This window comes from Nocardioides sp. YJ-D4 (assembly GCF_054031495.1).
The window spans coordinates 4810627-4837379 of record NZ_CM132932.1; the positions used below are offsets into that span (position 1 = coordinate 4810627).

Here is a 26753-nt window from a genome sequence, read left to right on the forward strand (position 1 = left end):
TCGGCGCGCTGACCGTCCCCGGCCCGGCCGGTCGACCCGAGGAGATGGAGTACGACGCGCCCCGGCGCCCGATGGTCCCGCCCAGGCCGCAGCCTCCCGGGCCGCAGCCGCCTCCTGGGTATCGCCCGACTAGGGTTGCACCTCGTGAGCAAGCCGGTCCGTACCCCAACACCCCACCCGTCCGGGGCTACCCCGCCCCCGGTCCCCAAGGACCTCGTCCCGCACCACGTGGCGATCATCATGGACGGCAACGGCCGATGGGCCAAGGAGCGTGGCCTCCCCCGGACCAAGGGCCACGAAGAGGGTGAGTCCTCGCTCTTCGACGTCGTCGAAGGTGCCATCGAGATCGGCGTGAAGGCCATCTCGGCCTACGCGTTCTCCACCGAGAACTGGTCGCGCTCGCCCGACGAGGTGAAGTTCCTGATGGGCTTCAACCGCGACGTCATCCGCCGCCGCCGCGACGAGATGAACGAGCTCGGGGTCCGGGTGCGCTGGGCCGGTCGCGCGCCGCGGCTGTGGAAGTCCGTCATCAACGAGCTCAAGATCGCCGAGGAGATGACGAAGGACAACACCGTCTGCACGCTGACGATGTGCGTCAACTACGGCGGTCGTGCCGAGCTCACCGACGCCGTGCGGCGGATGGGGGAGGACGTACGCGCCGGGAAGCTGCGTCCGGAGAAGATCACCGAGAAGACCTTCGAGCGCTACCTCTACGTCCCCGACCTCCCCGACGCCGACCTCATCTGGCGCACCTCCGGTGAGCAGCGGCTCTCCAACTACATGCTCTGGCAGGCCGCCTACTCCGAGTTCGTCTTCACCGACGTGCTGTGGCCCGACGTCGACCGTCGCCACCTGTGGCACGCCATCGAGACGTACGCCTCCCGGGACCGCCGCTACGGCGGCGCGCTGCCGAACCCGGTCCAGCCCTAGCGGCAGTCGGTGCAGGTGCCGAAGATCTCCAGGGTGTGGGAGACGTCGGTGAAGCCGTTGTCCTCGGCCATGGTCTTGGTCCACCGCTCGACGGCAGGGCCCTCCACCTCGACGGTCCGGCCGCACTGACGGCAGACCAGGTGATGGTGATGGGTGTCGGAGCAGCGGCGGTAGATCGTCTCGCCGTCCTCGGAGCGCATCGCGTCGACCGCGCCGGCCTCGGCCAGCGCCGTCAGCGTGCGGTAGACGGTGGCCAGGCCGACGGCACCGTCCAGCCGGGAGTGGATCTCCTGGGCGGAGTGGAAGCCGTCGTACGCCCGTAGTGCCTCGGCCACGGCGAGCCGCTGCTTGGTGGGGCGCAGGGAGCTCGGCGGATCAATGCTCGTCATAGTGCTCTCCCTCCGTGCCGACGTGCGCCGCGTGCCGGTGCCCGTCGTGGATGTAGTCGACGTGGTCGCCGTGCTCGACCGCGACGTGGCCACACTTCTCGCCGTGGTGGTGCGGGTGGGCCTCATCGACCGGCTTCTCCACGGGCTCGGTCTCCGGGAACGGGGCCACCAGGGCCCGCCGCCGGCGCAGCCAGGCGCCGATCGGCCAGACCAGGAAGAACCCAGCCAGCGCGACCAGCACGATGCTGGGGCCGGGCTGGACGTTGGCGCCGGTGCGGGAGAGTGCGGCCGCCAGCACGAGGCCGCCGACCGAGGCGACCAGGCCGGCGCCCATCGCGCCGAGCAGCGTCATCCGGAACGACCGGGTCAGCTGCTGCACGATCGCGACCGGCACGACCATGAGTGCGGAGACGAGCAGCAGCCCGACGGTGCGCATCGCGATCACCACGCTCAGGGCGGCGAGCACGGCGACCAGGATCGAATAGAACCGCACCGGCAGCCCGGCGACCTTCGCGTAGTCGGCGTCCTGGGAGACAGCGAACAGCTGCGGCGAGAGGCCGACACAGATCACGATGAGCACCACCGCGAGCGTCATCGTCACAAGCAGGTCGTCGACCGAGATCGTCAGGATCGAGCCGAAGAGGAACTCCTGGAGCCGGGAGGCGCCGGTGCCGGCCAGCCCGGTGACGAAGATGCCCCCGGCGAGCCCGCCGTAGAAGAGCATCGCCAGGGCGACGTCACCTTCGGCGTGGCCGCGCTCGCGTACGACCTCGATGACCACAGCCCCGGCGATGGCCACGACCACCGCGGCCCAGGTCGGCGAGGTCTGGGTCCACAGGCCGATCGCGACGCCGGTGACGGCGACGTGACCGATGCCGTCGCCCATCAGCGCCAGCCGTCGCTGCACGATGTAGGTGCCGACCGCGGGAGCGGCGATCCCGACGAGGAACGCCGCGATCAGGGCCCGCTGCATGAACGGCACCGAGAAGAGCTCGAGGAGAGTCATCAGAGCTCCTTGAGGGGGGTCGGGACGGCGGCGTTCGGGTTGGGGGTCGAGGCGTCGTCGCAGTGGACGTGACCGGCGTCGAAGCCCTGGGCGTGGACGTCGGCATCGGAGAGGGGCGGGCCGTCGTAGGCCTTGCGCCCGTCGCGCATGACGACGGCGCGGTCGACCAGCGGAGCCAGCGGCCCGAGCTCGTGGGCGACCAGCACGATCGTGGCGCCGTCGTCCTTGAGCCGGCCGAGAGCCCCGGCCAGCGCGTGCTGGTTGGGCAGGTCGACGCCGGCGGTGGGCTCATCGAGCAGCAGCAGCTCGGGACGGCCGGCGAGCGCCCGCGCGATCAGCACCCGCTGGTGCTGACCGCCGGAGAGCTGGGCGACCCCGCGGTGGGCGTACGCATCCATCCCGACGACCTCGAGCGCCGCCCGGATCGCGGCCCGGTCGGCGCTGCGCAGCGGCCGCAGCAGCTTGCGGTGGGTGAGCCGGCCGGAGGCGACGACCTCCCAGACCGAGGCGGGTACGCCGCCGGTGGCCGTGCTTCGCTGCGGCACGTAGCCGACCCGCGACCAGTCGTGAAAGCCGGCCAGGGGGCGGCCGAACAGCTCCAGGCGACCGGCCGAGAGCGGGTTGAGGCCGACCAGGGTGCGTACGAGCGTCGACTTGCCGGAGCCGTTGGCGCCCATCAGCGCGACGAACTCACCGCGCTTGACGGTCAGGTCCACCTCGCGAAGGACGGGACGTCCGGACAGGGCGACATCCCCGTGCAGGAGCTGCACGGGGACATCGGCGGGGACGGTGCTTCCGGTCCCTGATCTGGTCACTGACAACCGTTGGCCGCCTTCAGGGCGTCGAGGTTCTGGCGCATGAGGGAAAGGTAGTCCTCTCCCTCGGTGTCTGCCGAGAGGCCCTCGATCGGGTCGAGCACCGCGGTCTTCAGACCGAGGTCGTCGGCGAGGGTGTCGGCGAGGGCCGTGCTGACCAGGCGCTCGGAGAAGATCGTGGTCACGCCGTGCTCCTTGGCGTGCTCGCCGATCTCGGCCAGCTGGGCCGGGTTGGGCTCGGCGTCGGGGGTCAGACCGGCGATCGACTCGAACTCCAGGCCGTACTTGTCCAGGTAGCCGAAGGCGTCATGGGAGACCACGACGTCCTTGATCTTGCACTGGGCCAGGCCGGTCTTGAACTCCTCGTCGACCGTCGTCAGGTCCTCGGTCAGCGACTTGGCGTTGGCCTCGTAGGTCTCGGCGTTGTCGGGGTCGGCCTTCACCAGAGCGTCGCGTACGCCCTCGGCGTACTGCGCCATCAGCAGCGGGTCGTGCCAGAAGTGGGGGTCGGACTCGCCGTGGGCGTGCTCTTCCTCGGCGGCGGCCTCCTCGCCCTCGGCGTGCTCGTCCTCGTGGCCCTCTTCGTGGCCCTCCTCGGCCTTGCGGAGCTCGACGAGCTTCTCGACGTCGACGACCTCGCCCTTGACGTCCTGCTCGACCGCGTCGTCCACGGCGGGCTGGAAGCCGTGCTCGGTGAGGATCAGGTCAGCGCTCTGCAGCGCGGCCGTCTGGTTGATGCTGAGCTCGAGGTCGTGCGGCTCGACGCCCGGCTTGGTGAGGGGGGTGACCTCGGCCAGGTCACCCGCTACCCGCTCCGCGACGAACTCCAGCGGGTAGAACGCGGCTGCGATCTGGACCTTCCCCGAGTCGGAACCGGAGGCGGAGGAACCGGAGTCGTCGGAGAGGGCGGCACAGCCCGAGGTGAGCAGGAGTGCGCCGGCGGCAAGGAGGCCTACGGAGCGGGTAGTGGGGGTCATGAGAACCATTCTCAGGTCAGTTGAGAATGGTTGTCAATTCCTTCCGGGATGCCGAACAGCAGGGGTACGCCGGTCACACGGGGCAGGTCGATGCGGTTGCACCGTTCGGCCAGCCCTGGATCGCCCGGCCAGGAGCCGATGATCAGCCCGTCGGGCTCGTGCCCACGAGCGCTCAGCGCGGCCACGGTCAGCTCGGTGTGGTTGAGAGTGCCGAGTCCCGCCGCGGTGACGACGATGAACGAGGTCGGTACGCCGCCGGCGAGGAGTGCGTCGGCCAGGTCCAGGAGCGTGCCGCCGTCGGTGTCCAGGCGTACCAGCAGACCACCGGCACCTTCGACGAGAACCAGGTCGTTCTCGCTGGTCAGGGCCGAGATCGTCGGAGCGTACGCAGCGACCGGCGGGATCTCCACCCCCGCCCGCCGGGCGGCGGTGTCGGGTGCGAGCGGCTCCTCCAGGCTGGTGAGCTCGTGGACCTCGATCCCGGTCAGCCGGTGGATCTCCGCGGCGTCGCAGTCGCCGTCAGCGGTGCCGGTCTGCACCGGCTTCACGACCGCGACCTTATCGCCGTTCGTACGTGCCCGGGCTGCCAGGGTCGCCGTCGCGACGGTCTTGCCGACGCCGGTGTTGGTGCCGGTGACGATCACCACCCGCCCGCTCATGCCATGCCTCGGGATGCTGACCGAGTTACCTCGGTGTCGGTGCACTTCCTTCGTGGAGTTCCGCGAAGGAAGTGAGCGCTGACCGAGTTACCTCGGTGAACATTCGGCCGCTCGCTCACCGCACCTCACCCACGATCGTGTCGATGGCCTTGGCTGCCCGCTCCCACTCCTCGGCGGTGACGCCCGCCCCGGCGGTGATCCGCAGCCGGGAGACGCCGTCGGGGACCGACGGCGGGCGGAAGCAGCCGACGCGTACGCCCTCGGCGAGCAGGGCCGCCTGCGCGGAGACGGCTGTCTCGGGCGACGGCATCGGCACCGACAGCACCGCGCCGGCGGGGGCAGGGACCCCGAGGGTCCGGGCCAGGTCGGTGACGCGAGCGCGGATGGTGTCGGCGAGGTCCGGTCGAGCGCGCGCGACCCGCGCCGCGGCCAGGGCTGCGGCGGCGGAGGCCGGCGCCAGGCCGGTGTCGAAGATGAACGGGCGGGCGGTGTTGACCAGATGGTCGAGGACCGCTTGCGGCCCCAGGACGGCTCCGCCCTGGCTGCCGAGGCTCTTGGAGAGCGTCGCGGTGACGAGTACGTCGGGCCGCCCGGCGAGGCCGTGGCGGTGGACGAGCCCCGGTCCGTGCACGCCGACGCCGTGGGCCTCGTCGACGACGAGCAGCGCGCCGTGCTCCGCGCAGACCTCGGCCAGCTCCGTCAGCGGTGCCTCGTCGCCGAGGACCGAGTAGACGGACTCGGCCAGCACCAGGCTGCGTACGCCGGGGCGCGCGGCGAGCGCCGCCCGGACCGCCGCCACGTCGTTGTGCGGCACGACCGTCAGCTGCGCCCGGGAGAGCCGCACCGCGTCGATCAGCGAGGCATGGATGTGCGCGTCGGAGACGACGTGGGCGGTCCGGTCGGCGAGTGCGCCGACGACCGAGAGGTTGGCGTGGTAGCCGGTCGAGAACGTCAGCGCGCCCGGCTGGCCGAGCCAGTCGGCGAGCTCGGCCTCCAGGTCGCCGTGCAGGGTCAAGGTGCCCGTGACCAGCCGAGACGCACCCGCGCCACCGCCCCAGAGCATCGCCGCCTCGGCTGCCGCGCGGCGTACCTCGGGGTGCTGGGAGAGTCCTAGGTAGTCGTTGCCCGCCAGGTCGACGACGGCGTCGTCGGGTCCGCGCGGTCGCAGTCGCCGGGTCAGGCCTGCCGCCTCGCGCGCGGTGGCTGCCTCCTCCAGCCAGGTCTGCCACCCCATCTCAGGCCACCTCCGCGGCCGCGGCGACGGCCCGGCAGATGCGGGCGAGGTCGTCCTCGCCGGTGATGTAGGGCGGCATCGTGTAGATCAGGTCGCGGAACGGCCGGATCCAGACACCCTCACGCAGCGCGGCGTCGGTGGCCTTGGCGACATCGACCGGATGGTCGAGCTGGACCACGCCGACGGCGCCGAGGACGCGGACCTGGCTGACGCCGGGCGCGGCGGCCAGCGGAGAGAGGCCTGTCGAGAGCGCGGCGGAGACCCGGCGTACGTCCTGCTCCCAGCCTCGGGCGGCCAGCAGGTCGAGCGAGGCCAGTGCCACCGCGCAGGCGAGCGGGTTGCCCATGAAGGTCGGCCCGTGCATGAGCACGCCCGACTCGCTCCGGGAGATCGCGTGCGCGACATCTGTGGTGGTCAGCACCGCGGCCAGGGTCATGTAGCCGCCGGTGAGCGCCTTGCCGAGACAGAGGATGTCGGGGGTGACCAGCGAGGACACGAAGAGGTCGCCGGTGCGGCCGAGGCCGGTGGCGATCTCGTCGAAGATCAGCACGAGGCCGTGCTCGTCGGCGATCTCGCGGAGCACGACCAGGCACTGGTCGTCGTAGACCCACATCCCGCCAGCACCTTGGAGCCGCGGCTCGAGGATGATCCCGGCGAGCTCGTGGGCGTGCTCGGCCGCCAGGCGGCGTACGCCCTCGGCCCACGCCTCCACGTCGCCGCCCGGCGCGGGCGGGCGCTCGGCGAAGACCTGCGGCGCGAGCATGTCGGTGAACATCGAGTGCATCCCGCCGACCGGATCGCAGGTGCTCATGCACCCGAAGGTGTCACCGTGGTAGCCGCCGCGCACGGTCAGCAGCCGGGTCCGTTCCGGCTGACCGCGGCCGCGCTGCGACTGCAGCGCCATCTTGATCGCCACCTCGACGCTGACCGAGCCGGAGTCGGCGAGGAAGACGTGCTGCAGGGGGTCCGGGGTCATCGAGACGAGCCGCTCGGCGAGGTCGATCGCCGGCGCGTGGGTCAGGCCGCCGAACATCACGTGCGCCATCCGGCCGGCCTGCTCGGCGAGCGCGGCGTCCAGCTCGGGCACCCGGTAGCCGTGCACCGCGGACCACCACGACGACATCGCGTCGACGACCTCGAGCCGCTCGCCGTCGTGGTCGGAGAGGTGTAGGCGTACGCCCTCGGCGCCGGTGACGAGCCGCACCGGTGCCGGGTCGGTCATCGAGGTGTAGGGGTGCCAGAGGTGCTCGCGGTCGAACGCGAGCAGGTCGTGGGCCCGATCAGCGCCCCGATCAGCGCCCAGATCAAGCATTGGCAGCGACATCGGTCCCCGCTCCGCGGCGCCGGATCACCGGGCCGCCCTGCTCGTCGTGACCACCGCATGCCCCGCCAGAAGCAGAGCCGCAGCCATCACCGCAGCTGCTGCCGCATCCGCCCGCTGCTCGCGCGGCAACCTTGGTGCGGTGCTCCTCGATGAGCTCGCCGAACGCGCTCTCGTCCATGCCGAGGATGATGAAGCCGTTGTCGCGCAGCATCTCCAGGTCGGCCAACGCGTCCTGCCCCTCGGAGGTCAGGTAGTCACCGAGGAAGATCGAGTTGGCGACCTGGAGGGCAAGAGCCTGCAGCGAGCGCAGGTGCATCTCGCGGCCGCCTGCGATCCGGATCTCCTTGTCCGGGCAGACGAAGCGCGCCATCGCCAGGATCTTCACGCAGCGGGTGGGGGAGAGTTCCCAGGTGTTCTCGTACGGCGTTCCGTCGAACGGCATCAGGAAGTTCACCGGGATCGAGTCGGCGTCGAGCTCCTTGAGCGCGAAGAGGGCCTCGACGAGCTGCTCGTCGGTCTCGCCCAGACCCGCGATGAGGCCTGAGCACGGCGAGAGGCCGGCGTCCTTGGCCTTGCCGATCGTGTCGACGCGGTCCTCGTAGGTGTGGGTCTGGACGATGTTGTCGTGGTTGGACTCGGCGGTGTTGATGTTGTGGTTGTACGCATCCACCCCGGCGGCCTTGAGCCGCTCGGCCTGGCCACCCTTGAGCAGTCCGAGACAGGCGCAGACCTCCACGCCCTCGTGCGCGTCCTTCAGCGCGGAGGTCATCTCGACGACCTTGTCGATGTCGCGATCGGACGGTCCGCGGCCCGAGGAGACCATGCAGACACGGGTGGCGCCACCACGCAGCCCGGCACCGGCCTGCTCGAGGGTCTCGTCCTTCGAGAGCCAGGAGTACTTCAGGACCGGCGCCTGCGAGCCGAGGGCCTGGCTGCAGTAGTTGCAGTTCTCCGGGCACAGCCCTGACTTGAGGTTGACCAGGTAGTTCACCTTCACGGTGTTGCCGAAGTGCTCGCGCCGCAGTCGCCCCGCCGCGGCGACGACGCCCATCAGCTCCGCGTCGGGGGTACGCAGCACGGCCACTGCGTCCTCCGCGGTGGCGGCCCCGCCGGACAGGATCCGGTCGGCTAGCTGGTCGAAGGCTGTCGTCATGCGGGAGTCTCCTCGGGATGGCTACCTGAACAACGTTCAGTTGAACGGTGTTCAGGTTAGGTTCTGTCGGGCCGTACCGCAACGCCGCCGTCCATCTGACCGGCATAGGATCGGCTGGTGCACACCGAGACGATCCCCGGACTGGTCCTGATCGAGCACGAGATCGAGGTGCCGCTGGATCATCGCGGCGGTGGGCCGGAGACGCTGACCGTCTTCGCCCGCGAGGTGCGCCGTCCGGAGGATCGCGACGACCGCGACGCGCTGCTCTTCCTCCAGGGCGGCCCGGGCGGAGAGAGCCCGCGCCCGATCGACCTGCCGATGGTGCCGGGATGGCTCGAACGGGCGCTGGAGGACTATCGGCTGATCCTCCTCGACCAGCGCGGGACCGGACGGTCGACACCGCTCACCGCGATGACCGGGATGAGCCCGCAGGAGCAGGCCGACCACCTGGCCCACTTCCGCGCCGACTCGATCGTCGAGGACGCCGAGCTCCTCCGCGTGTCCCTGGGGATCGAGCGCTGGTCGCTCCTGGGCCAGTCCTTCGGCGGGTTCTGCTCGCTGCGCTACCTCTCCGCCCATCCCGAGTCGCTGCGTGAGGTGATGTTCACCGGGGGAGTGCCGCCGGTCGGGCTGCCCGTCGACGAGATCTACGCCGCGACGTTCGCCCGCACGATCGAGCTCACCGAGCGCCACTACGCCAGGTTTCCCCGGGACCGCGACCGGATGCGGGCGCTGATCGAGCGGTGCGACGCCGGCGAGATCCGGCTCCCGCACGGCGGCCCGCTCTCCGCGCGCCAGGCGCGCTCCATCGGCAACCGCCTCGGCATGACCGGCGGCTCCGAGCAGATCCACTACCTCCTCGAGCGCGACCCGGCCGGACTCGGCTTCGGTCACGAGGTCGCGTCGCTGCTGCCCTTCAGCGGCCACTCGCCGCTCTACGTACTCGTCCACGAGGCCTGCTACGCCGATGCCCAGGCCACCCGGTGGGCCTCCGCGCGCGTGCAGCCCGCGGCGTACGAGGACCCGACCCTCTTCACCGCCGAGCACCTCTTCCCATGGCACCTGACGGAGGATCCGCTGCTGGCTCCCTTCGCCGAGACGGCGGACCTGCTGGCCGAGCGCCAGTGGCCGAGCCTCTACGACCCCAGCGTGCTCGCCGCCGTCGACGTCCCGTGCGCCGCCGCGGTCTACTACGACGACCCCTACGTCCTGCGGGAGCACTCCCTCGCCACCGCCGAGCTGGTCCCCACCCTCCGCCCCTGGATCACCAACGCCCACCTCCACAACGGCGTCCAAGTCGCCCCCGAGGAGGTCCTGGACCGCCTCATCGGGATGGTCCGTGGGCGGGTCTGACCGCGCTGGCGAAACCCGTTAGCGGCGGTGATGCAGCCGTGAAACGGTTCGGCCATGGAGATCCGAGCTGCCCTTCCCGACGACCAGGCCGCGATCGAGGCCGTTGCCGCAGGCGCCTTCGAGGAGGAGACCGACGGGCGGATCGTGCGGCTGTTGCGTGCCTTGGCCGACTCCGGTGCGCTGCGAGCGAGCCTGGTCGCGGTCGCTGGTGGCGAGATCGTGGGCCATCTCGCGCTGTCACGCTCGTGGGTGGACGCGCGCGAGCGGCTCGTCGACGTGCTCGTGCTGAGTCCGCTCTCGGTGCGCCCGGACCGCCAGCGGGCCGGGATCGGCACGGCGCTGGTCGCAGCGGCGCTCGCGGAGGCGGAGCGCCTCGAGGCTCCGGCGGTCTTTCTCGAGGGAGGCTGGGACTACTACGGCTCCCGCGGCTTCTCGGCCGCGACGCCGCTCGGTTTCACCGCCCCCTCGTCCCGCATTCCGCAGCAGGCGTTCCAGGTGACCCGGCTCCCGGCGTACGAGCCTTGGATGACCGGTGCGTTCGTCTACTGTGAGGCGTTCTGGGCGCACGACGCCGTCGGTCTTCGCGACCCGCTCCTCGCCCAGGTCGAGGCGCACGTCGGCTGACCGCGGATCGATTGACCATGGCTCTGTTCGTCAACGAAGGGTCAACGTCTGCGGCGGCGCGCGGGGGTGCCGGGCATCATGAGCGCATGAGTATGCCCGTGACCGCCGTTCGCATCGCCTCCTTCGTCGTCACCATGGTGCTCGTCGGGCTCGCCTACCCGGTGCTCGCAGGGTTGGTCTACCTCGGCCTTCTGGTCGCATCAGCGACCGGCGGCCACGGGATGGGCGGACCGCTCGCGGGCCCGGTGCTCGTAATTCTCGGGGCTGCCGTCGGAGCGCTCTGCGTGGCCATCGCGGCCCCTGCGGCGCTCGCCGCCCGTGTGGTCGGTGGGCTCAAGGGATTCCTCGCCGGCTCCGCGATCCTCGTGCTCCTCACCGCCGGAGCCACCTGGCTGGCCTGGCTGCTCTTCGACCTGTCCGGAAGCCCGGTGGTCACCTCCGCGGTCCTGGTCGGCGCCGCGACCCCCGCGGCGCTCGTCCTCGCGCTCTCCGACGCCGTCGCCGGGTTCGTCACCGGCCCGCGTCGGCGGCTTGGGTCTTTCGCCGCCGAAGCCTGAGCCGACCTGCCAGACTCTGGTGCCTGTGAGCATCGAGGTAGTGGCGTACGACCCTTCGTGGCAGGACCGGTTCGAGAAGGTCGCCGCGGCGCTGAGCGGCGCGCTGGCCGACGGCCCGTCGGCGAGCATCGAGCATGTCGGCTCGACCTCGGTCCCGGGGCTGGCCGCGAAGCCCATCCTCGACATCGACGTGATCGTCGCGCCGGAGGACGTCCCCGCTGCGGTCGCTGCGCTCGTACGCATCGGCTACGTCCACCGCGGCGACCTCGGCGTCGCCGGCCGCGAGGCGTTCTTCGCCCCCGACGATGACCCGAGACGCCACGTCTACGTCTGCGCCGCGGGGACGCTCAACGTACGTAATCATCTCGCCGTCCGCGACGTCCTACGCCGCCGCGACGACCTTCGCGACGAGTACGCAGCCGTGAAGCTGGCGCTGGCCGCCGACCCCGACATGGACATCGACACCTACATCGCCCGCAAGTCCGACGTCCTGCAGAAGGTCCTCGCCGCCGCCGACCTGACCGCCGCCGAGCGCCGCCGGATCCTCTCCCTCAACGACCCCAGCCGCTGATGCTTCCGGCGCGGCTGCTGGCGGCCGGGTCGGCGGTGAGCAGGTCGCGCGCGCCCGAGCACCGCTGCGGTCAGGCGGTCGGTGACCACGCCGCCGTCAGTCGCCGTAGTTCCTCGGCACCGAGGACGATCGCCCGGGCAGCCACGTTCGCACGAACGTGGCTCGCGCGCGTCGTCCCGGGCAACGGCACCACCTCGAGGCCGTGCAGGGGCCCACGGCTGTGAACCCACGCGATCGCGAGCTGACCTGCCGACACCCCGTGCGCTGCGGCGATCTCGCGGAGGACCACCTGCCTCTCGTCGGTCGGGGCAGCGTCGCCCGCGGCACCGTGCAGCACACCGTGCGAGGTAGGCGAGTGGGCGACGAGCGCGACGCCCAGCTCGGCCGCGGCCGGCACGAGGTCACGTTCGACCGTGCGCTCGGCCAACGACCAGTGCTCCTGGAGCGCCGCCACCGGGTGGACGGCATGGGCGCGTCGGAGATCCTCGGCGGTGACGTTGGAGAGCCCGATCGCGCCGACCTTTCCCTGCCGGACGAGGTCCGCCATCGCTCCGACCGTCTCCTCGATGGGGACCGTCTCGCTGCGGTGGTGCAGGTAGTAGAGGTCGATCCGGTCGGTCCGGAGCCGGCGAAGGCTGGCCTCGCAGGAGCGCCGAACCTGCCCGGCGTCCGCTCGCACCTCGAAGCCGTCGGGAGGGCCATCGAAACGGCCGTCGGTCCGTACGACTCCGAACTTGCTGGCCAGCACCACCTCGTCGCGCCGGGCGGCGATCGTGCGGCCGACCAGCTCCTCGTTGCCGTACAGCTCAGCCGTGTCGATCATCGCGACCCCTTCGTCCAGCGCCGTGTTGACGACACGGAACGGGTCCCGGTCCGGGTCGCCGGGCTCGGTGTCGCGCAGGCGCATGGCACCGAACCCCTGTCGGCCGAGCTGGAGAGGGGAGGTGGTCGCGGGCTGGCTCATGCCGAGATCCTAGAAGCCGGTGCGATGACCGTCGCGCCGAACGGGCGACCCCGGCGCCACGTGTACGTGTGCGCGGCCGGCACCATGAACGTACGCAACCACCTGGCCGTCCGCGACATCCTACGCCGGCGCGACGACCTCCGAGACGAGTACGCCGAGCGCCGCCAGATCCTCTCCCTCAACGACCCGAGCCGCTGATGTCCGTGGAGACCGCCGAGACGATCGCGCCCCACCTGCTGCCGACACCGTGTGCGTCAGAGGCGAAGGGCGTGGGCAGCCATGCGGAAGGCGACGGCGGCGGCCTCGGGGTCGTGCAGCGATTCGTCGGCCAGGGCGAGCTCGGCGCGGGCGCGGACGCTGTCGGCGGGGTCGGTGGCCAGCAGGTCGGTGCACAGGCCGGCGACCACGCTGCCGGAGTCGTGGTCGTCGAGCTCGTCGAGGACGTTTCCGAGGTCGAGCAACATCGCGGCCTCCTCGAAGATCTCGCGCAGGGTCTCCTCATCGACGTCGACCTCGGGGCGTTGCGCGGCGACCGCGGCCAGCTCGAGGATCGGTGCGAGCCGGGGATCGAGGTCTTTCATGGCCATGGGTCCCAGCATGACCCCCTGGATTCGGAGCGGCAACGGGTTAGATGTCGTCGAGGTTCAGGCCCATCGGCGACTGGCCGGGGATCTCACCGGAGGCGACGACGGCCTTGGTCAGTGGCCGCAGCAGCGCGATGAGCTCGTCGATCTCGGCAGGCTCCAGGGTCGCGTACGCCGTGCCGGCAAGCGCATCGGTCGTCGACTCGATCCCGGCCTTGGTCTCCCGGCCTGCCTCGGTGAGGGACTGGCCGTCGTCAGTGACGAGCCCGCGGGACTGCAGTCCGGAGACGAGGGTGTCCCACTCGGTCTCGTGGATGTTGCGGGAGGTGGCGTAGACCGACGGGGAGGTGCCGTTGGCGAGGGCATGGAAGACGTGCGACTCGCGGCCCCCGATCCCGTTAGCCAACAGCGTCGCGACGTGACCGTCGCCGCGGTGTTCCCGCAGCAGCGTCGCCGACTCCCACAGGAGGGTCAGCGGGTCGTCGGCGACGGGGAGCGAGCGCAGTGCGGCGTACAGGGGTCGGCCTTCCAACGGAGCGCCGAGAGCGGCTCGCGAGGCGAGCGACGCAGCCCGGGCCAGGTCGTCGGAATCGGCGAGCGGGCCGAGCTGACGGCGGAGCGCGGCGACGGCGCCGGAGCGGCGGGCATCGTGCGCGGCCTCGGGCGGAGCGTACGTCCAGGCGTCGGGAAGCGCCCGGGAGACGTGTGAGAAGGCGAAGTTGTAGAAGACGGCATGGACGACCTCGCCCGGAACGGCGCCCAGCGGAGCGGACCGAGCGGCGAAGTAGCCCATCCAGTAGCCGCGGTAGCCGGCCTCCTTGAGCTGGGCGATCGGCTCGGGTGAGAAGTAGCCCACCGCATGGATCGGCTCGAGCAGCTTCCACAGACGACGCGCGTTCGACTCCATGCCCAGCGACGCTATCGGCAGATGCCCGAGCGGCCGAGCGAATTGGCCCCGCGGGCGGCGTACATAACAAGATGACACCACGGATAGGATTTCCCTGTCGCTGTAGACATCCCCCTCAACACCGGGCCCGGCAGCCGGCCGGGCTCACCTCGAGCAGAGAGCATTCATCGTGGCAAAGCCGCCAGCATCGACCCTTGACCTCGTCGTCTCCCTCGCCAAGCGGCGCGGATTCGTCTTCCCCAGCGGCGAGATCTACGGCGGCACCCGGAGTGCCTGGGACTACGGCCCCCTCGGTGTCGAGCTCAAGGAGAACATCAAGCGCCAGTGGTGGAAGGCGATGGTCCAGCAGCGCGACGACGTCGTCGGCCTCGACTCGAGCATCATCCTGCCGCGCCAGACCTGGGTCGCCTCCGGCCACGTCGAGACCTTCAACGACCCGCTGGTCGAGTGCCAGTCGTGCCACAAGCGCTACCGCTTCGACCACCTCCAGGAGGAGTACGCGGAGAAGAAGGGTATCGACGACCCCGACACCGTGGACATCAACGAGGTCGTCGCCTGCCCGAACTGCGGCACCCGTGGCGCCTGGACCGAGCCGCGCGAGTTCTCCGGCATGCTCAAGACCCACCTCGGTGTCCTCGAGGACGAGTCGGGCCTCCACTACCTGCGTCCCGAGACCGCACAGGGCATCTTCGTCAACTTCGCCAACGTGGTCACCTCGACCCGCCAGAAGCCCCCGTTCGGCATCGCCCAGACCGGCAAGAGCTTCCGCAACGAGATCACGCCGGGCAACTTCATCTTCCGCACCCGCGAGTTCGAGCAGATGGAGATGGAGTTCTTCGTCAAGCCGGGCGAGGACGAGGAGTGGCACCAGTACTGGATCGACGAGCGCACGCGGTGGTACACCGGCCTCGGCATCAACCCCGACAACCTGCGCCACTACGAGCACGCCAAGGAGAAGCTGAGCCACTACTCCAAGCGCACCGTCGACATCGAGTACCGCTTCAACTTCCCCGGTAGCGAGTGGGGCGAGCTCGAGGGCATCGCCAACCGCACCGACTTCGACCTCGGCACCCACATGAAGCACTCCGGCCAGGACCTGCAGTACTTCGACCAGGCCAACAACGAGCGCTACCTGCCGTACGTCATCGAGCCCGCGGCCGGTCTGACCCGTGCCCTGATGACCTTCCTCGTCGACTCGTACGCCGAGGAGGAGGCCCCCAACGCCAAGGGCGGTGTCGACAAGCGGGTCGTGCTCCGTCTCGACCACCGGATCGCGCCGGTCAAGATCGCCGTGCTCCCGCTGTCCCGCAACGAGGCGCTCTCGCCGAAGGCGAAGGCGCTCTCGGCCGAGCTGCGTGCGAACTGGGCCGTCGACTTCGACGACTCCCAGTCGATCGGCAAGCGCTACCGCCGCCAGGACGAGATCGGCACGCCGTACTGCGTCACGGTCGACTTCGACACCCTCGAGGACAACGCGGTCACCATCCGCGAGCGCGACACCATGAAGCAGGAGCGCATCCCGCTCGAGGGCGTGAGCCGCTACTTCGCCGAGCGTCTGATCGGCGCCTGAGCACGTAGCTCGACGCCGGGCCGTTACCACCTCGTAAACCTTGCAGGGGGCGTCCTGCCGCACGATCTCGAAAGGCGTGCGGCAGGATATCCCTATGCAACGAGCGGGGTCCGTACTCGCCGCATCCCTCACGGGTGCGGTCATGGCGATGTCAGTGATGGGGTGCAGCGGCACCGCGCCGAGGACGAACGCGCCCAAGCCGTCCGAGAGTGCCTCCGCTTCGGCCTCCGCATCGCCCTCGGCATCGGCCTCGCCCTCCGCCGGGGCGCTCACCGAGCCCGGTGCCGACCGCGATCTCGGTGAGTCCGCGACCGTCGAGTGGTCACCCAAGGAGGGTGTCGACGGCAAGCTCTCGATCACCGTCACCAAGCTCGAGTCGACCTCCTACAAGCAGACCTTCTCCGGTTGGAAGCTCGACGAGGCGACGCTGGCCCGCGCTCCCTACTTCGTCCGCGCCACCATCAAGAACGACGGCGACGTCGACCTCGGTGGCTACGACGTACCGCTGTGGGGTCTCGACGACGAGGGCAACCTGGTCGAGGCGGCCGCGTTCAAGGAGCCGTTCAAGCCCTGCGACGGCAAGACCCTCCCCAAGCCGTTCGCGGCCGGCGACAGCGTCAACGCCTGCCTGGTCATGCTCGTCCCCGACCAGGGCAAGCTCGTCGGCGTGAGCTTCCGGCCCTACGAGGAGTTCGACCCGATCACCTGGGAGAGCGAGCCGACGCCGTACGTGGCGCCGAAGCCCTCCGGCTCCCCGTCCGCCTCCCCGACTCCTTAGATTTCGTACGCTTCGAGGTTGGCCGGACAATAGAGGCCATGTCCCTCCCTGGCCCTCTGAAGTTCGGCAGCCTGACCGTCGACACCCCTGTGGTGCTCGCGCCGATGGCCGGTGTCACCAACGCCGCATTCCGTCGGCTGTGCGCCGAGCAGGGTGCCGGTCTCTACGTCTGCGAGATGATCACCTCCCGCGGCCTGGTGGAGGGTGACCAGCACACCAAGGACATGCTCGTCTTCGACGAGGCCGAGACCGTACGCAGCGTGCAGCTCTACGGCACCGACCCGGTCTACGTCGGCAAGGCGACCGAGATCCTCTGTGCCGACTACGGGGTGGCGCACGTCGACCTCAACTTCGGCTGCCCGGTGCCCAAGGTGACCCGCAAGGGTGGCGGGGGAGCCCTGCCCTACAAGCGCGGCCTGCTCGGCGAGATCCTGGAGCACGCCGTGCGCGCGGCGGAGCCCTACGGCGTACCGGTGACGATGAAGACCCGCAAGGGCATCGACGACGCCCACCTGACCTACATGGACGCCGGCCGGATCGCCCAGGAGAGCGGTGCCGCCGCGATCGCGCTGCACGGACGTACGGTCGCCCAGGCCTACTCCGGCACCGCCGACTGGGACGCCATCGCCGAGCTCAAGGCCTCGGTCGACATCCCGGTGCTCGGCAACGGCGACATCTGGGAGGCGGCCGACGCGATCCGGATGGTCGAGGAGACCGGTGTCGACGGTGTCGTCATCGGCCGCGGCTGCCTCGGACGTCCCTGGCTCTTCCGCGACCTGGCGGCCGCTTTCGCCGGTGAGACGGTCAACGTACTGCCGAATCTCGGCGAAGTGACCGACATCATGCGGCGCCATGCCGAGCTGCTCTGCGAGCACATGGGCGAGGTGCGCGGCTGCAAGGAGATCCGCAAGCACATCGCGTGGTACCTGAAGGGCTTCGGCGCCGGTGGCGAGCTGCGCCGCACCCTCGGCCTGGTGAACAGTCTCGCCGACCTCGACGAGATGCTCGCCAGGCTCGACCGGAACGAGCCTTTCCCCTCGTCACAGCTGGGTACGCCGCGTGGGCGGCAGGGTGCGCCGCGGGACAAGGTGGTCCTTCCGGAGGGGTGGCTCGACGACGCCGACGGGCGCGGCTGCGGCTTCGCCGAGAACGTGTCGGAGACCTCCGGCGGCTGAGGTTCCGGGGCCCGTTCGGACGGGTCTCGAGGCGCGTTTCGAGCCTTCGGAATCAGTCGCTCGACAGGTACAAAACTACGCAAAAACTCGGTAAGGGAATTGGAATACCCCCTGTCGTGTGTGTTGTACTCATTGCCGTGCCGAGCCCCCACCAGCACAACTCTCGACGGGTTTCTTCCGTTGAAACCGTGGGAATCTCGGGCACAGACCATGTAGTCGAGCAAAGGATTGCGAGTGGCCGGCAGCCACAGAGGCGACACTCGGGCCGTCCGTAAGACCAAATCCATAGTTGTCAGCGCAGGGGTCGCGGTTCTCGCGACAGGTGCCGCAGTCGGCGCCGGAGCCGCCTTCGCGGAGCCAACCTCCTCCCTGATCGCGAAGAACGCAGGCGCTTCCCTCTCCTCGTCTCAGGCCAACGTGCCGAGCACCCGTGACGACGCGCGCGTCGCCGGCGACCGTCGGGAGACCGTCGTCAGCCGTGACGGAGGCGACCGCGAGTCGGTCTCCTCGGTCGAGACGCTGACCAAGGGTCCCGAGCAGGTCGAGACCGGCACCGCCAAGGCGGTCAAGCGCTGGACCGACGAGACGCTCAACCTCTGGTCCGCCTACGGCAAGCACGCCACCCAGTCCGGTGAGATCGAGGCCGGCGAGCTGGTCTACGCGACCGGCCGCACCGAGTCCGGCCGCGACGAGATCCTCGTCGACGGCGAGGTCGCCTGGGTGACCAGCGGCCACCTCAGCGACGAGAAGCCCGAGACGACAGGCGTCGCAGCCGGCATCAGCACCGCCGCGTGCGGGGACCCCTCGGTCGAGAGCGGCCTGGTCTCCGACGCGGTCACCGTCTACCGCGCGGTCTGCAACGCTTTCCCGGAGGTCGCCTCGATGACCGTCGGCGGCTGGGACGACCATGGTGAGCACTCCTCGGGCAAGGCGCTCGACTTCATGCTCTCCGACAAGGCGCTCGGCGACTCGATCGCCGCCTACCTGCAGCAGCACGCCGCGGAGCTCAACCTCTACGACATCATCTGGTACCAGCGGATCTGGACGCCGGTGCGTGCCTCGGAGGGGTGGCGCTACATGGAGGACCGCGGGTCCGCCACCGCCAACCACTACGACCACGTGCACGTCTCGACGAACTGACACAACTGGTCTCGACGACAGGTCGGCCCGGGCTCTCGAAGCCCGGGCCGACCTGCGTTTTCGCTCCGTCGGAAGATCAACAACTTCGCAAAAGTCTCCGACCCGTCGTGGGATACCCCCGCAGGTGTGTGCTTGACTCAGGCGCTGTGCCCGGGCTCACGACCCAGCTTCAGCGGACGTGGCGAAGGGTGCTCTCGGGCGATACCCCCACATTGTCGAGCGAAGGATTGCGCAGTGGCCACCAGCCACAGAGGCGATTATCGAGCTGTCCGTAGAACCAAGAACGCCGTGGCGACCGCAGGGATCGTGACGTTCGCGACCAGCGGTGCGATGGCCGCCGGGGCGGCCGCGGCGAACCCCGGCGTCGTGATCTCCGAGGTGGAGGAGAAGTCCGGACTCCGGCTGCCGTCGCTGGCCGATCGGCGCATCGAGGCCGAGGCCGAGGCGAAGGCGAAGGTCCCGCCGCTGCCGACGACCCGGGAGGACACCCGGATGTCGAACGACCGCCGCGAGGTCACCGGCCGGGAGACGACGGTCAGCCGCAGCGGTGAGCGTGGGGGAGAGGCGGCGATCAATGCGCTGAGCGAGGTCGCCACGATCGAGTCGCTGATCGAGCGGCCGACGTCGGTCAGCGGCGGTGCTCAGAAGGCGGTGCTGCGCTACGTACAGGAGGACGTCACCGTCTACGCCTCCTACGGGAAGCGCGCCAAGGAGCTCGGCGAGCTGAAGCTCGGGCGCGCGGTCTACTACACCGGCCGCGACGAGGGTGGCCGGCAGGAGATCGTCCTGGAGGGCAACCCGGTGTGGATCCCCGAGGGCAACCTCGGCAAGACCAAGCCCGAACCCCCGCCGGAGCCCACTCCGACGCCGACCCCCACGCCCTCCCCGACGCCGTCGGAGGACGCCCCGGCGGGACTCGACTTCTCGGCCTGCGGCGACTCCTCGGTCGAGGACGGTCTCGTCCCCGACGCGGTCGACCTCTACCGCGCCGTCTGCAACGCGTTCCCCGCGGTCGCCTCCGGCACCACGTACGGCTACGACCCGCACGGCGAGCACATCAACGGCAAGGCGCTCGACTTCATGACCGACGACAAGGAGCTCGGCGACGCCATCGCCGCCTTCGTCCAGGAGCACGCCGCGGCGCTGAACATCTACGACATCATCTGGTACCAGCGCATCTGGACCCCGGTCCGGGCCGACGAGGGCTGGCGTCCGATGGAGGACCGCGGCGACCCGACCGCCAACCACTACGACCACGTGCACGTAGCCGTCAACTGAGTCGCCGAGTCGGCTCGTCCTGACCACGTACGCCGCCGAGTCGGCGCGTCATGACGCGCCGACTCGGCGGTGGTTTTGGTCAGTTCGAGCCGACTCGGCGGGCAAGGCCTCGAAGAAGGTGATCAGCTCATCGGCGACCGACTGCGGCGCGAGCACCGGCGCGAAGTGTCCGGCCCCTGGCAGTTCCCAGACCTGAGAGCCGGCGACGTGCTGGGCGATGAACTCCGCCACTGCGGTGAAGAACGACCGCAGTCGGGTCTTCTGACCCGTCAGAACCAGCAGTGGCACCGTGACCCGAGCGAGCGCCTCGGCGTCGGTGGACCGTGGCCCCTCGTACGACCCGTCCTGCTGCACGAATCTGAGCATCGCCGGCACCCGCAAGGCCCACACGTCGTCGAAGGTCGTCTGCGTCAGCGCGGCGGTCTCTTCCTCGGTGCAGATCCACGAGGTGAAGACGCGTACCGCATCGACGAGCCCGCCGTCGGCGGCCGCTGCGCCGACATGGTGCATCGTGCCCAAGGTCTCCACGAGGTCGTCCTCAGACATGAGCGGGACCAGCGTCGGCTCGTACACCGCCACGGCAGCGACAGCGTCACTGCGCGCGGCCGCGCCCAGGACCCACGCCCCGCTGCCCGACCAGCCGACGAGGTGGACCGGCTCGCCGATGCTGTCGACAAACGCCGTGATGTCGTCCTCGAGGCGCGGCGGCGAGTGGTCCGGGTCATCCGACGACAGGCCCCGCCCGCGGGTGCTCGGCAGATAGCAGGTGAAACGGTCGGTGAGGTGGGGCAGCATGGCGTCCCACGCGGTCTCGCCGTCGCCGATGCCGCCGTGGACCAGGACCAGTGCCGGCCCGTCTCCCAAGACGCGTCCCGCGATCGTGACGCCGTCGGCGGACACCGCTCGGTGAATTCTCGTGTCGGTCATGGTGATCGCTCCTGATCGAGGCGCCGCCGTTCGGCGCGTCTACGGGGATCTTCGGACGCGCGGCGGGTGGCCGGCATCGGTGTCATCGGCCAACCTGTCGGTGCCGACTACGCGGTTCTGCGTAGTCGGCTCACCGGGTGACGGTCAGCCCGTGGTCGATGGCGTAGCGGGCGGCCTGGGTCCGGGAGGTGACCCTGATCTTGTGGAAGATGTTCGTCAGGTGCCGGGCGACCGTACGGTCGCTGATGAAGAGCGTCTCGCCGATCTCCCGGTTGGAGCGGCCGTCTGCCACCAGTGCCAGCACCTCGCACTCGCGTCGGCTCAGTCCGTCGGGAAGCGTCGGTGCTGGCCGGTGCGCCCCCAGCCGTACGTAGGTCGCTTCCGCTTGCGCGGCCTCTGCCGCCGCGGACAGCTCGTCGCCGAGTGATCGGTAGGCCTCGGCGAGGAGGGCACAGGTGCCTGCGGCTTCGTACGCCGCGCCCAGCTCCTGCCAGCGTCGGCAGGCGTCGCGCAGCACCGGGAGGGCCGCCTGGGCGTTGTCCTCGGCAAGGAGCACCGCACCACGTGCAGCGGTCGCCATCGCCTCCAGCCCAGAGGTGGCGTACGTCGTCGCGGTCTCCACGAGCTCGGCTGCAGCCGCCCTCGCATCATCGAGTCGCCCTGCGGCGAGCTCGATCTCCACGGCGGCGGCGCAGAGCGGTGCCCGTCGCAAGGGATCGTCGCCGACCGCGGTTACGGCGGTGCGTACCGTTGTCGCGGCTCCGGCGGTATCGCCTCCGGAGAGCTGCAGGAGCGCTCGACCCGGCTGCGGGTCCCGACCACGTGCGTGCGCCTCGCCGTAGGCCTGAGCGGCGGTCGGGTCTCCTCGCAGCCGGCGGGTCTCACCGACGAGGTACCAGGCTTCCGCGACGTAGTCGACCCGCATCGTAACGTCCGTCACGACCTTCGACGCGGACATCTCGGCGTCTTTCCAGCTGCCGTGGAGGAGGTGGAGCTGCGCCCGGTGGACCGCACACAGTCCACCGAAGACCCCCATGCCGGCGAGCGTCGACAACCAGTGCTCGGTCAGGTCGGTCCAGCGGGTCATCCGGTGGAGGTCGCCGACCTCGTGACAAGCGGCGATGGTGTGGCAGTAGAGCGATCCCGCCATGAACGGCGCGAGGTCGCTGCCCGGAGCGGTGATCATGGCCTCGTCGAGCAACGCCATCCCGTCGACCACCTGGCCGGCCCGGATCAACGCGCGTCCCTCGCAGTTGAGGCCCAGCAGCATCAACCACGGTTCGGCGATGCGCCTGCCGAGGTCCTGCATCCGGCGGGCCGCGTCGACCGCGGCCGTCGGCCGCCCAGCCTGCAGGCTCGGCTCGACCTCGGTCACCTGGAGCAGCAGACCCTGTGCGGGGCACTCGGGGAGCTCTTGGCCCAGACGCCCGGCGCGGCGGATCCAGCCCGTGCCCACAGGAACGTCGCCCCGTCCCAGGTGGAAGAGTCCGAGACGTACGGCCGTCCACGCGGCCTCAGCGTGCCGGGAGGCGTCCATGAACGCCTCGAACGCCGCGGCCTCCAGCCGCAGGTTGTCCTCGGCCCGGCCCAGCCACCACAGCGAATCCGCGTAGGCGGCGAGGTCGTCGGCGGTGAGCTGCTCGCGCCCGGCAACATCGAACCGTGCCGCGGCAGTGACCCAGTCGTGGTCCCCGTGCGCCTGCCGCGCCAGCGTCACAATGTCTGCAGCCTCGTTCACCCGCCGTCTCCTTCGAACAGCAGAATATCGATCTGAGAGGGCACGCCCCGTCCGTTCGTGGGGTCAAATAGGGTCGGAGACCTTCAGCGGTGGACCCACGAAGTCGAGCCAGTTGGCCCGTCCCAGCGAAGCCAGGGCGTCCGGATCGACCGGGTCGGAGAGCAACACCTCGGCGCCCTGTTCGAAGAACCGCTCCAGTCCCGACGGCGTGGTGACGACCAGCAACCGACCGGGGGTCTCGCCGATGTTCTGGAAGCAGTGCGGTACACCGCGGGGCCCGAAGGCCATGCCGCCGGTCGATGCCTGCAACATCGCATCACCCGCCTTGAATCGGAACTCTCCCTCGAGGACGTACCAGAGCTCGTCCTCACGGAGATGGGTGTGCAGCGCCGGTCCCTGCTTCGGGCCCATCACGAACTCGAGCACCGTCATCGAGCCGCTGGTTCTTCCGGTGTCCGCCTTGACCGTGACCTGGTCACCCGTGGGCGTCGTCATGGCCCGGCCGTCGCCGGCCCGCACCGCAAACGGCCGAGTCATGCCGCTCTCCTTCGCCGCCTCGGGGAGTCCGTGGCGCTTGTCTCCATGCTAGACCTCCCGGGCCGTGATGATGCGGTCCGTGATCCGGGCCGACGAGGGCTGGCGCCCGATGGAGGACCGCGGCGACCCGACCGCCAACCACTACGACCACGTGCACGTAGCCGTCAACTGACTCGCCGAGTCGGCTCGTCCTGACCGAGTACGCCGCCGAGTCGGCGCGTCATGACGCGCCGACTCGGCGGTGGTTTTGGTCAGTTCGAGCCGACTCGGCGGGGCTTGTCGCTCAGAGGACCGCGCCCCGTGGCGCTACCTCCACCGTGGAGACCCCTCGCGCGTACAACAGCAGCAGTCGCTCGCCGTGCTTGCAGCGGATGACGCCGGTGTCGCTCGACAGCACGGCGGCGAGGTGGTCGATCGTCTCGGCCTCGCTCGCCGTCTCTGCGTCGTCGTAGATGACGTCCAGGCTGTCACCGCCGATGAGTCGTACGCGAAGGACGATGCCGGCCATGGTCACAGCCCGATCTCTCGCGACGTCGACATGGTGCCCGCCTCTCGACCGGCACAAGAGGTGTCCGAATGGAGCCTCATCCCCGGTCAGTCACCCCAAATCTACGCCGAGTCGCCAAGGCGAGATCAGATCAGCGCGCTCAGCGGGGTCGGCTTGCGGCCGCCGACCTGCTCGACGACGTCGGTGACGGTGGCGAGCTTGCCGAGGCGGGTCGCGGTGCCGAACGAGGTGAGCAGCGGGGCGATGAAGTCGGGGAGCCCGGCGGAGACCAGGCCGGCGGTGTAGGCCTCGTCGTCGACCTGGACGACCTCGACCGGCTTGCCGGACTTCTCGGTGGCGAGCTCGGCCAGGTCGGCCGCGGTGTAGGCGTGCGGGCCGGTGACGTCGTACGCCTTGCCCTCGTGTCCCTCGCCCGTCAGGACCCCGGCGGCGACAGCCGCGCAGTCGGCCCGGGTGACGTAGGCCGCGCCGCCGTCGCCGAAGTTGGTGACCAGCTGCCCGGTCGCGGCGGCCTGGGTGACGGAGTCGACCTGCATGTCGGCGTAGAGGTTGTTGCGGAGCATGGTCCACGCCAGGCCGCTCTCGCGCAGCGCCTCCTCGGTGGCGGCATGGTCGGCGACGACGCCGGCCGGGTTGTCCGCGGTCGGCCCGGAGACCGAGGTGTAGGCCATGTGGCGCACGCCCGCCTTGACGGCCGCGTCGATCGCGGCGAGGTGGCCCTCGACACGGGCGCCGACGGCGTCGGTGGAGATCAGCAGCACGCGCTCGACGCCGGCGAAGGCCTCGACCAGCTCGTCGGGCTTGCTGAAGTCGGCGGCACGGACGTCGGCACCGCGCTCGGCGTAGTCGGCGAGCTTCGCGGGGTCGCGGGTGAGAAGCACGAGCTCGGCGGGGTCGACGGTGGTGAGGAGCTGGTCGGCGACGAGGCGGCCGAGCTGGCCGGAGGCGCCGGTGATGGCGATGGTCATGGGAGTCCTATCGGTAGTGCCGTAACTGTAATCACGGCGATGACGGTTCATAAATGTAGTCATACCGATGGCAATAAGGCAAGATGGGGGTATGGCCGCCCCGACGAACACCCGTTTCGCGGTGGCCGTCCATGTCCTGACGTACCTCGCCTCGTGCGCTGCCGCCGGCCGCACGACCCCCGTCAGCTCCGACGAGCTCGCCGGCAGCACCGCGGTCAACCCGGTCCATGTGCGCAAGGTGCTCGGTCCGCTTCGTACGGCCGGTCTGGTTCGGTCCCGGCCCGGCGCCCACGGGGGATGGGAGCTGGCGGTCGACCCGAAGACGGTGAACCTCGCCCAGGTGTGGCAGGTGCTGCAGGGCGACGACCAGGTCCTCGGGATCCATGGCCCCAACCCCGCCTGCGCGGTGGGTGCCAACATCCAGGGTGTCCTCGTCGACCTCGACCGCCGCGTCGCCCGCGCCGTCCTCGACGAGCTCTCGGGAATCACGCTCGACGACGTGATGTCGACGGCCGGGTTCAACGCGGAGGACTTCGCGATCCTGCTGCCCTGAGGGCCGTCTCGCGCTTGACCGCAACGACCACAACGTCCGTTACGACGGCAACGTTGACCTGTGGTGCGCGTCACCCGCAGTCTCGGGTGTCACCACGTGACGGTCAGCACACGGCGTACAGAACCAGGATCGGCAATGCTCGTAGCACTCGGCTTCATGATGGTCGCCCTCTTCATGTTCCTGATCATGTCCAGACGGGCGACCCCGGTCGTCGGCCTCATCGCGGTGCCGGTGGCGTTCGGCATCGCCGCGGGCGCCGGGCTGGGCATCGGCGACATGATCGTCGATGCGGTCAAGGAGCTCGCACCGACCGCCGCGATGCTGTTCTTCGCGATCATCTTCTTCGGGATCATGATCGACGTCGGCCTGTTCGACCCGCTGGTCAAGCTGATCCTGCGGATGGTCGGCTACGACCCGATGCGTCTGGTCGTCGGGACCGCTGTCCTCGCGATGGTCGTCTCGCTCGACGGCGACGGGTCGACCACGTTCATCATCGTGACCTCCGCGCTGCTCCCGCTCTACCTGAAGCTCGGGGTGAGTCCGGTCGTGCTCACCGTCGTGGCCGGCCTCGCCAACGGCGCGATGAACATCCTCCCGTGGGGTGGTCCGACGGCCCGCGCCGCCGCCTCGCTCGGGGTTTCCCCGTCCGACGTGTTCGTGCCGATGATCCCGTCGATGATCGCGGGCCTGGCGGTCGTGCTGGTCTTCGCCGTGCACCTGGGATACCTCGAGCGCCGCCGGATCGGCTCGCTGGAGCTGACCGAGATGACCCGGACGACCGAGGAGCGGGTGCTGGTCGGTGCCGGTGCCCCCGCGTCGGCCTCGGCGGGTGCAGGAGGCGGCTCGGGCGACGACGCGGAGGACGACGACGCCGACTGGTTCGCGGACGGGCTCGACCCGAACCGCTCGACGCTGCGACCGCGGCTGTTCTGGTTCAACGCGCTCCTGACCGCCACGCTGCTGGTCGTCCTGGTGATCGACGTCCTGCCGATCCTGGTGCTCTTCATGGTCGCCGCCGCGATCGCGCTGGTCGTGAACTTCCCGCAGGTCAAGGAGCAGCAGGAGGCGATCACCCGGCACGCCCCGAGCATCGTCTCCGTGGTGGCGATGGTGTTCGCCGCGGCCGTGCTGACCGGAGTGTTCCAGGGGACCGGCATGGTCGAGGCGATGGCGCGGTGGCTGATCGACATCATCCCGCCCGCGCTGGGCCCGCACATGGCGGTGATCGCCGGCGTACTCAGCCTGCCGTTCACCTTCTTCATGAGCAACGACGCCTTCTACTTCGGCGTCCTCCCGGTGCTCTCCGAGGCGGCCTCGACCTACGGCATCGCTCCGGAGGAGATGGCGCGTGCCTCGATCACCGGTCAGACCTTCCACATGCAGAGCCCGCTCGTGCCCGCCATCCTGCTGCTGGTGACCTTGGCACGGGTGCCTCTCGCCGATCACCACAAGAAGGTGCTGTGGCGCGCGGCTGCGGTGTCGCTCACGATGCTGGCCATCGGGGTGCTGACCACGGCGATCCCGCTGTAGCCGA

Annotated in this window: 29 protein-coding genes; 13 read left to right on the top strand and 16 right to left on the bottom strand. The window is 70.1% G+C overall.

Annotated elements, in window-relative coordinates; genetic code table 11:
• Nucleotides 1-135: 135 nt before the first annotated feature.
• Nucleotides 136-930 carry an isoprenyl transferase gene (locus ACW14X_RS23055; protein ID WP_201451269.1) on the top strand — a complete coding sequence of 265 codons (795 nt, stop codon included), beginning with the start codon at nucleotides 136-138 and terminating at the stop codon, nucleotides 928-930.
• Here ACW14X_RS23055 and ACW14X_RS23060 read toward each other — a convergent pair.
• The 8 genes from ACW14X_RS23060 to bioB form a co-directional block, all read right to left on the bottom strand.
• The gene (locus ACW14X_RS23060; RefSeq protein WP_160028290.1) at nucleotides 927-1319 is read right to left on the bottom strand and encodes a Fur family transcriptional regulator; all 393 of its coding nucleotides are present in this window, start codon (nucleotides 1317-1319) and stop codon (nucleotides 927-929) included. The two genes, ACW14X_RS23055 and ACW14X_RS23060, sit on opposite strands and share 4 nt — an antisense overlap.
• Nucleotides 1306-2325 carry a metal ABC transporter permease gene (locus ACW14X_RS23065; protein ID WP_160028292.1) on the bottom strand — a complete coding sequence of 340 codons (1020 nt, stop codon included), beginning with the start codon at nucleotides 2323-2325 and terminating at the stop codon, nucleotides 1306-1308. Before ACW14X_RS23065 ends, ACW14X_RS23060 begins: the two co-directional genes overlap by 14 nt.
• On the bottom strand, nucleotides 2325-3140 hold the full coding sequence (locus tag ACW14X_RS23070) for a metal ABC transporter ATP-binding protein (RefSeq protein ID WP_350840136.1): 816 nt from the start codon (nucleotides 3138-3140) through the stop codon (nucleotides 2325-2327). The genes ACW14X_RS23065 and ACW14X_RS23070 overlap by 1 nt, the downstream gene beginning before the upstream one ends.
• Complete coding sequence (locus tag ACW14X_RS23075) at nucleotides 3137-4117, bottom strand: metal ABC transporter substrate-binding protein (RefSeq protein ID WP_457163437.1); 981 nt, start codon at nucleotides 4115-4117, stop codon at nucleotides 3137-3139. The genes ACW14X_RS23070 and ACW14X_RS23075 overlap by 4 nt, the downstream gene beginning before the upstream one ends.
• An 11-nt stretch (nucleotides 4118-4128) precedes the next feature.
• Nucleotides 4129-4776 (bottom strand): dethiobiotin synthase, encoded by a 648-nt coding sequence (gene bioD / locus ACW14X_RS23080; RefSeq protein WP_457163438.1) that lies wholly within the window; start codon nucleotides 4774-4776, stop codon nucleotides 4129-4131.
• A 115-nt stretch (nucleotides 4777-4891) separates the two neighbouring features.
• Complete coding sequence (locus ACW14X_RS23085; protein ID WP_457163439.1) at nucleotides 4892-6010, bottom strand: 8-amino-7-oxononanoate synthase; 1119 nt, start codon at nucleotides 6008-6010, stop codon at nucleotides 4892-4894.
• A 1-nt stretch (nucleotide 6011) separates the two neighbouring features.
• Complete coding sequence (bioA, locus tag ACW14X_RS23090; protein WP_457163440.1) at nucleotides 6012-7334, bottom strand: adenosylmethionine--8-amino-7-oxononanoate transaminase; 1323 nt, start codon at nucleotides 7332-7334, stop codon at nucleotides 6012-6014.
• On the bottom strand, nucleotides 7315-8487 hold the full coding sequence (bioB, locus tag ACW14X_RS23095) for a biotin synthase BioB (protein ID WP_457163441.1): 1173 nt from the start codon (nucleotides 8485-8487) through the stop codon (nucleotides 7315-7317). The genes bioA and bioB overlap by 20 nt, the downstream gene beginning before the upstream one ends.
• Nucleotides 8488-8604: 117 nt before the next feature.
• Here bioB and ACW14X_RS23100 point away from each other — a divergent pair, with 117 nt between their 5' ends.
• The 4 genes from ACW14X_RS23100 (at nucleotide 8605) to ACW14X_RS23115 (ending at nucleotide 11592) form a co-directional block, all read left to right on the top strand.
• Nucleotides 8605-9840, top strand: a complete 1236-nt coding sequence (locus tag ACW14X_RS23100; RefSeq protein ID WP_457163442.1) for an alpha/beta fold hydrolase — start codon at nucleotides 8605-8607, stop codon at nucleotides 9838-9840.
• Between the two features lie 54 nt (nucleotides 9841-9894).
• Nucleotides 9895-10464, top strand: coding sequence for a GNAT family N-acetyltransferase (locus tag ACW14X_RS23105; protein ID WP_457163443.1), 570 nt, complete (start codon nucleotides 9895-9897; stop codon nucleotides 10462-10464).
• 86 nt (nucleotides 10465-10550) lie between these two features.
• A complete protein-coding gene (locus tag ACW14X_RS23110) occupies nucleotides 10551-11021 on the top strand; it encodes a hypothetical protein (protein ID WP_457163444.1) in 471 nt (156 codons plus the stop codon).
• A gap of 25 nt (nucleotides 11022-11046) precedes the next feature.
• Nucleotides 11047-11592 (top strand): GrpB family protein, encoded by a 546-nt coding sequence (locus ACW14X_RS23115; RefSeq protein WP_457163445.1) that lies wholly within the window; start codon nucleotides 11047-11049, stop codon nucleotides 11590-11592.
• A gap of 70 nt (nucleotides 11593-11662) precedes the next feature.
• Here the strand turns inward: ACW14X_RS23115 and ACW14X_RS23120 are convergent, their stop codons facing one another.
• Nucleotides 11663-12556, bottom strand: a complete 894-nt coding sequence (locus ACW14X_RS23120) for an aldo/keto reductase (protein WP_457163446.1) — start codon at nucleotides 12554-12556, stop codon at nucleotides 11663-11665.
• A 24-nt stretch (nucleotides 12557-12580) separates the two neighbouring features.
• On the opposite strand from ACW14X_RS23120, the gene ACW14X_RS23125 reads away from it, so the two are divergent.
• Entirely contained in the window at nucleotides 12581-12754 is a 174-nt protein-coding gene (locus ACW14X_RS23125) for a GrpB family protein (protein ID WP_457163447.1), read from the top strand.
• A gap of 56 nt (nucleotides 12755-12810) precedes the next feature.
• Here the strand turns inward: ACW14X_RS23125 and ACW14X_RS23130 are convergent, their stop codons facing one another.
• On the bottom strand, nucleotides 12811-13143 hold the full coding sequence (locus ACW14X_RS23130; RefSeq protein ID WP_457163448.1) for a hypothetical protein: 333 nt from the start codon (nucleotides 13141-13143) through the stop codon (nucleotides 12811-12813).
• A 40-nt stretch (nucleotides 13144-13183) separates the two neighbouring features.
• Nucleotides 13184-14047 (bottom strand): SCO6745 family protein, encoded by an 864-nt coding sequence (locus ACW14X_RS23135; protein WP_457163449.1) that lies wholly within the window; start codon nucleotides 14045-14047, stop codon nucleotides 13184-13186.
• A 169-nt stretch (nucleotides 14048-14216) separates the two neighbouring features.
• Between ACW14X_RS23135 and ACW14X_RS23140 the strand changes: the two genes are divergently transcribed.
• The 5 genes from ACW14X_RS23140 to ACW14X_RS23160 all read left to right on the top strand — a co-directional run bounded on the left by ACW14X_RS23140 (nucleotide 14217) and on the right by ACW14X_RS23160 (nucleotide 19988).
• A complete protein-coding gene (locus ACW14X_RS23140) occupies nucleotides 14217-15617 on the top strand; it encodes a glycine--tRNA ligase (protein ID WP_160028318.1) in 1401 nt (466 codons plus the stop codon).
• A 94-nt stretch (nucleotides 15618-15711) separates the two neighbouring features.
• A complete protein-coding gene (locus ACW14X_RS23145; protein WP_457163450.1) occupies nucleotides 15712-16395 on the top strand; it encodes a hypothetical protein in 684 nt (227 codons plus the stop codon).
• A 38-nt stretch (nucleotides 16396-16433) separates the two neighbouring features.
• Complete coding sequence (dusB, locus tag ACW14X_RS23150) at nucleotides 16434-17570, top strand: tRNA dihydrouridine synthase DusB (RefSeq protein WP_457163451.1); 1137 nt, start codon at nucleotides 16434-16436, stop codon at nucleotides 17568-17570.
• Between the two features lie 417 nt (nucleotides 17571-17987).
• Entirely contained in the window at nucleotides 17988-18710 is a 723-nt protein-coding gene (locus tag ACW14X_RS23155) for a mucin-2 protein (RefSeq protein ID WP_457163452.1), read from the top strand.
• 288 nt (nucleotides 18711-18998) lie between these two features.
• Nucleotides 18999-19988 (top strand): mucin-2 protein, encoded by a 990-nt coding sequence (locus tag ACW14X_RS23160; RefSeq protein ID WP_457163453.1) that lies wholly within the window; start codon nucleotides 18999-19001, stop codon nucleotides 19986-19988.
• Nucleotides 19989-20036: 48 nt separating this feature from the next.
• On the opposite strand, the gene ACW14X_RS23165 is transcribed toward ACW14X_RS23160, so the two are convergent.
• From ACW14X_RS23165 to ACW14X_RS23185, 5 genes are all read right to left on the bottom strand, one after another.
• Entirely contained in the window at nucleotides 20037-20915 is an 879-nt protein-coding gene (locus tag ACW14X_RS23165; protein ID WP_457163454.1) for an alpha/beta fold hydrolase, read from the bottom strand.
• 130 nt (nucleotides 20916-21045) lie between these two features.
• The gene (locus ACW14X_RS23170) at nucleotides 21046-22653 is read right to left on the bottom strand and encodes a LuxR C-terminal-related transcriptional regulator (RefSeq protein WP_457163455.1); all 1608 of its coding nucleotides are present in this window, start codon (nucleotides 22651-22653) and stop codon (nucleotides 21046-21048) included.
• Between the two features lie 63 nt (nucleotides 22654-22716).
• A complete protein-coding gene (locus tag ACW14X_RS23175) occupies nucleotides 22717-23190 on the bottom strand; it encodes a cupin domain-containing protein (protein WP_457163456.1) in 474 nt (157 codons plus the stop codon).
• Between the two features lie 283 nt (nucleotides 23191-23473).
• The gene (locus tag ACW14X_RS23180) at nucleotides 23474-23698 is read right to left on the bottom strand and encodes a hypothetical protein (RefSeq protein ID WP_160028332.1); all 225 of its coding nucleotides are present in this window, start codon (nucleotides 23696-23698) and stop codon (nucleotides 23474-23476) included.
• A gap of 125 nt (nucleotides 23699-23823) precedes the next feature.
• Complete coding sequence (locus ACW14X_RS23185; protein WP_457163457.1) at nucleotides 23824-24666, bottom strand: SDR family oxidoreductase; 843 nt, start codon at nucleotides 24664-24666, stop codon at nucleotides 23824-23826.
• A 91-nt stretch (nucleotides 24667-24757) separates the two neighbouring features.
• On the opposite strand from ACW14X_RS23185, the gene ACW14X_RS23190 reads away from it, so the two are divergent.
• Both ACW14X_RS23190 and ACW14X_RS23195 read left to right on the top strand, forming a co-directional pair.
• Nucleotides 24758-25219, top strand: a complete 462-nt coding sequence (locus tag ACW14X_RS23190) for an Rrf2 family transcriptional regulator (protein ID WP_160028336.1) — start codon at nucleotides 24758-24760, stop codon at nucleotides 25217-25219.
• Between the two features lie 135 nt (nucleotides 25220-25354).
• Nucleotides 25355-26749, top strand: a complete 1395-nt coding sequence (locus ACW14X_RS23195) for a CitMHS family transporter (RefSeq protein ID WP_457163458.1) — start codon at nucleotides 25355-25357, stop codon at nucleotides 26747-26749.
• Nucleotides 26750-26753 lie beyond the last annotated feature (4 nt).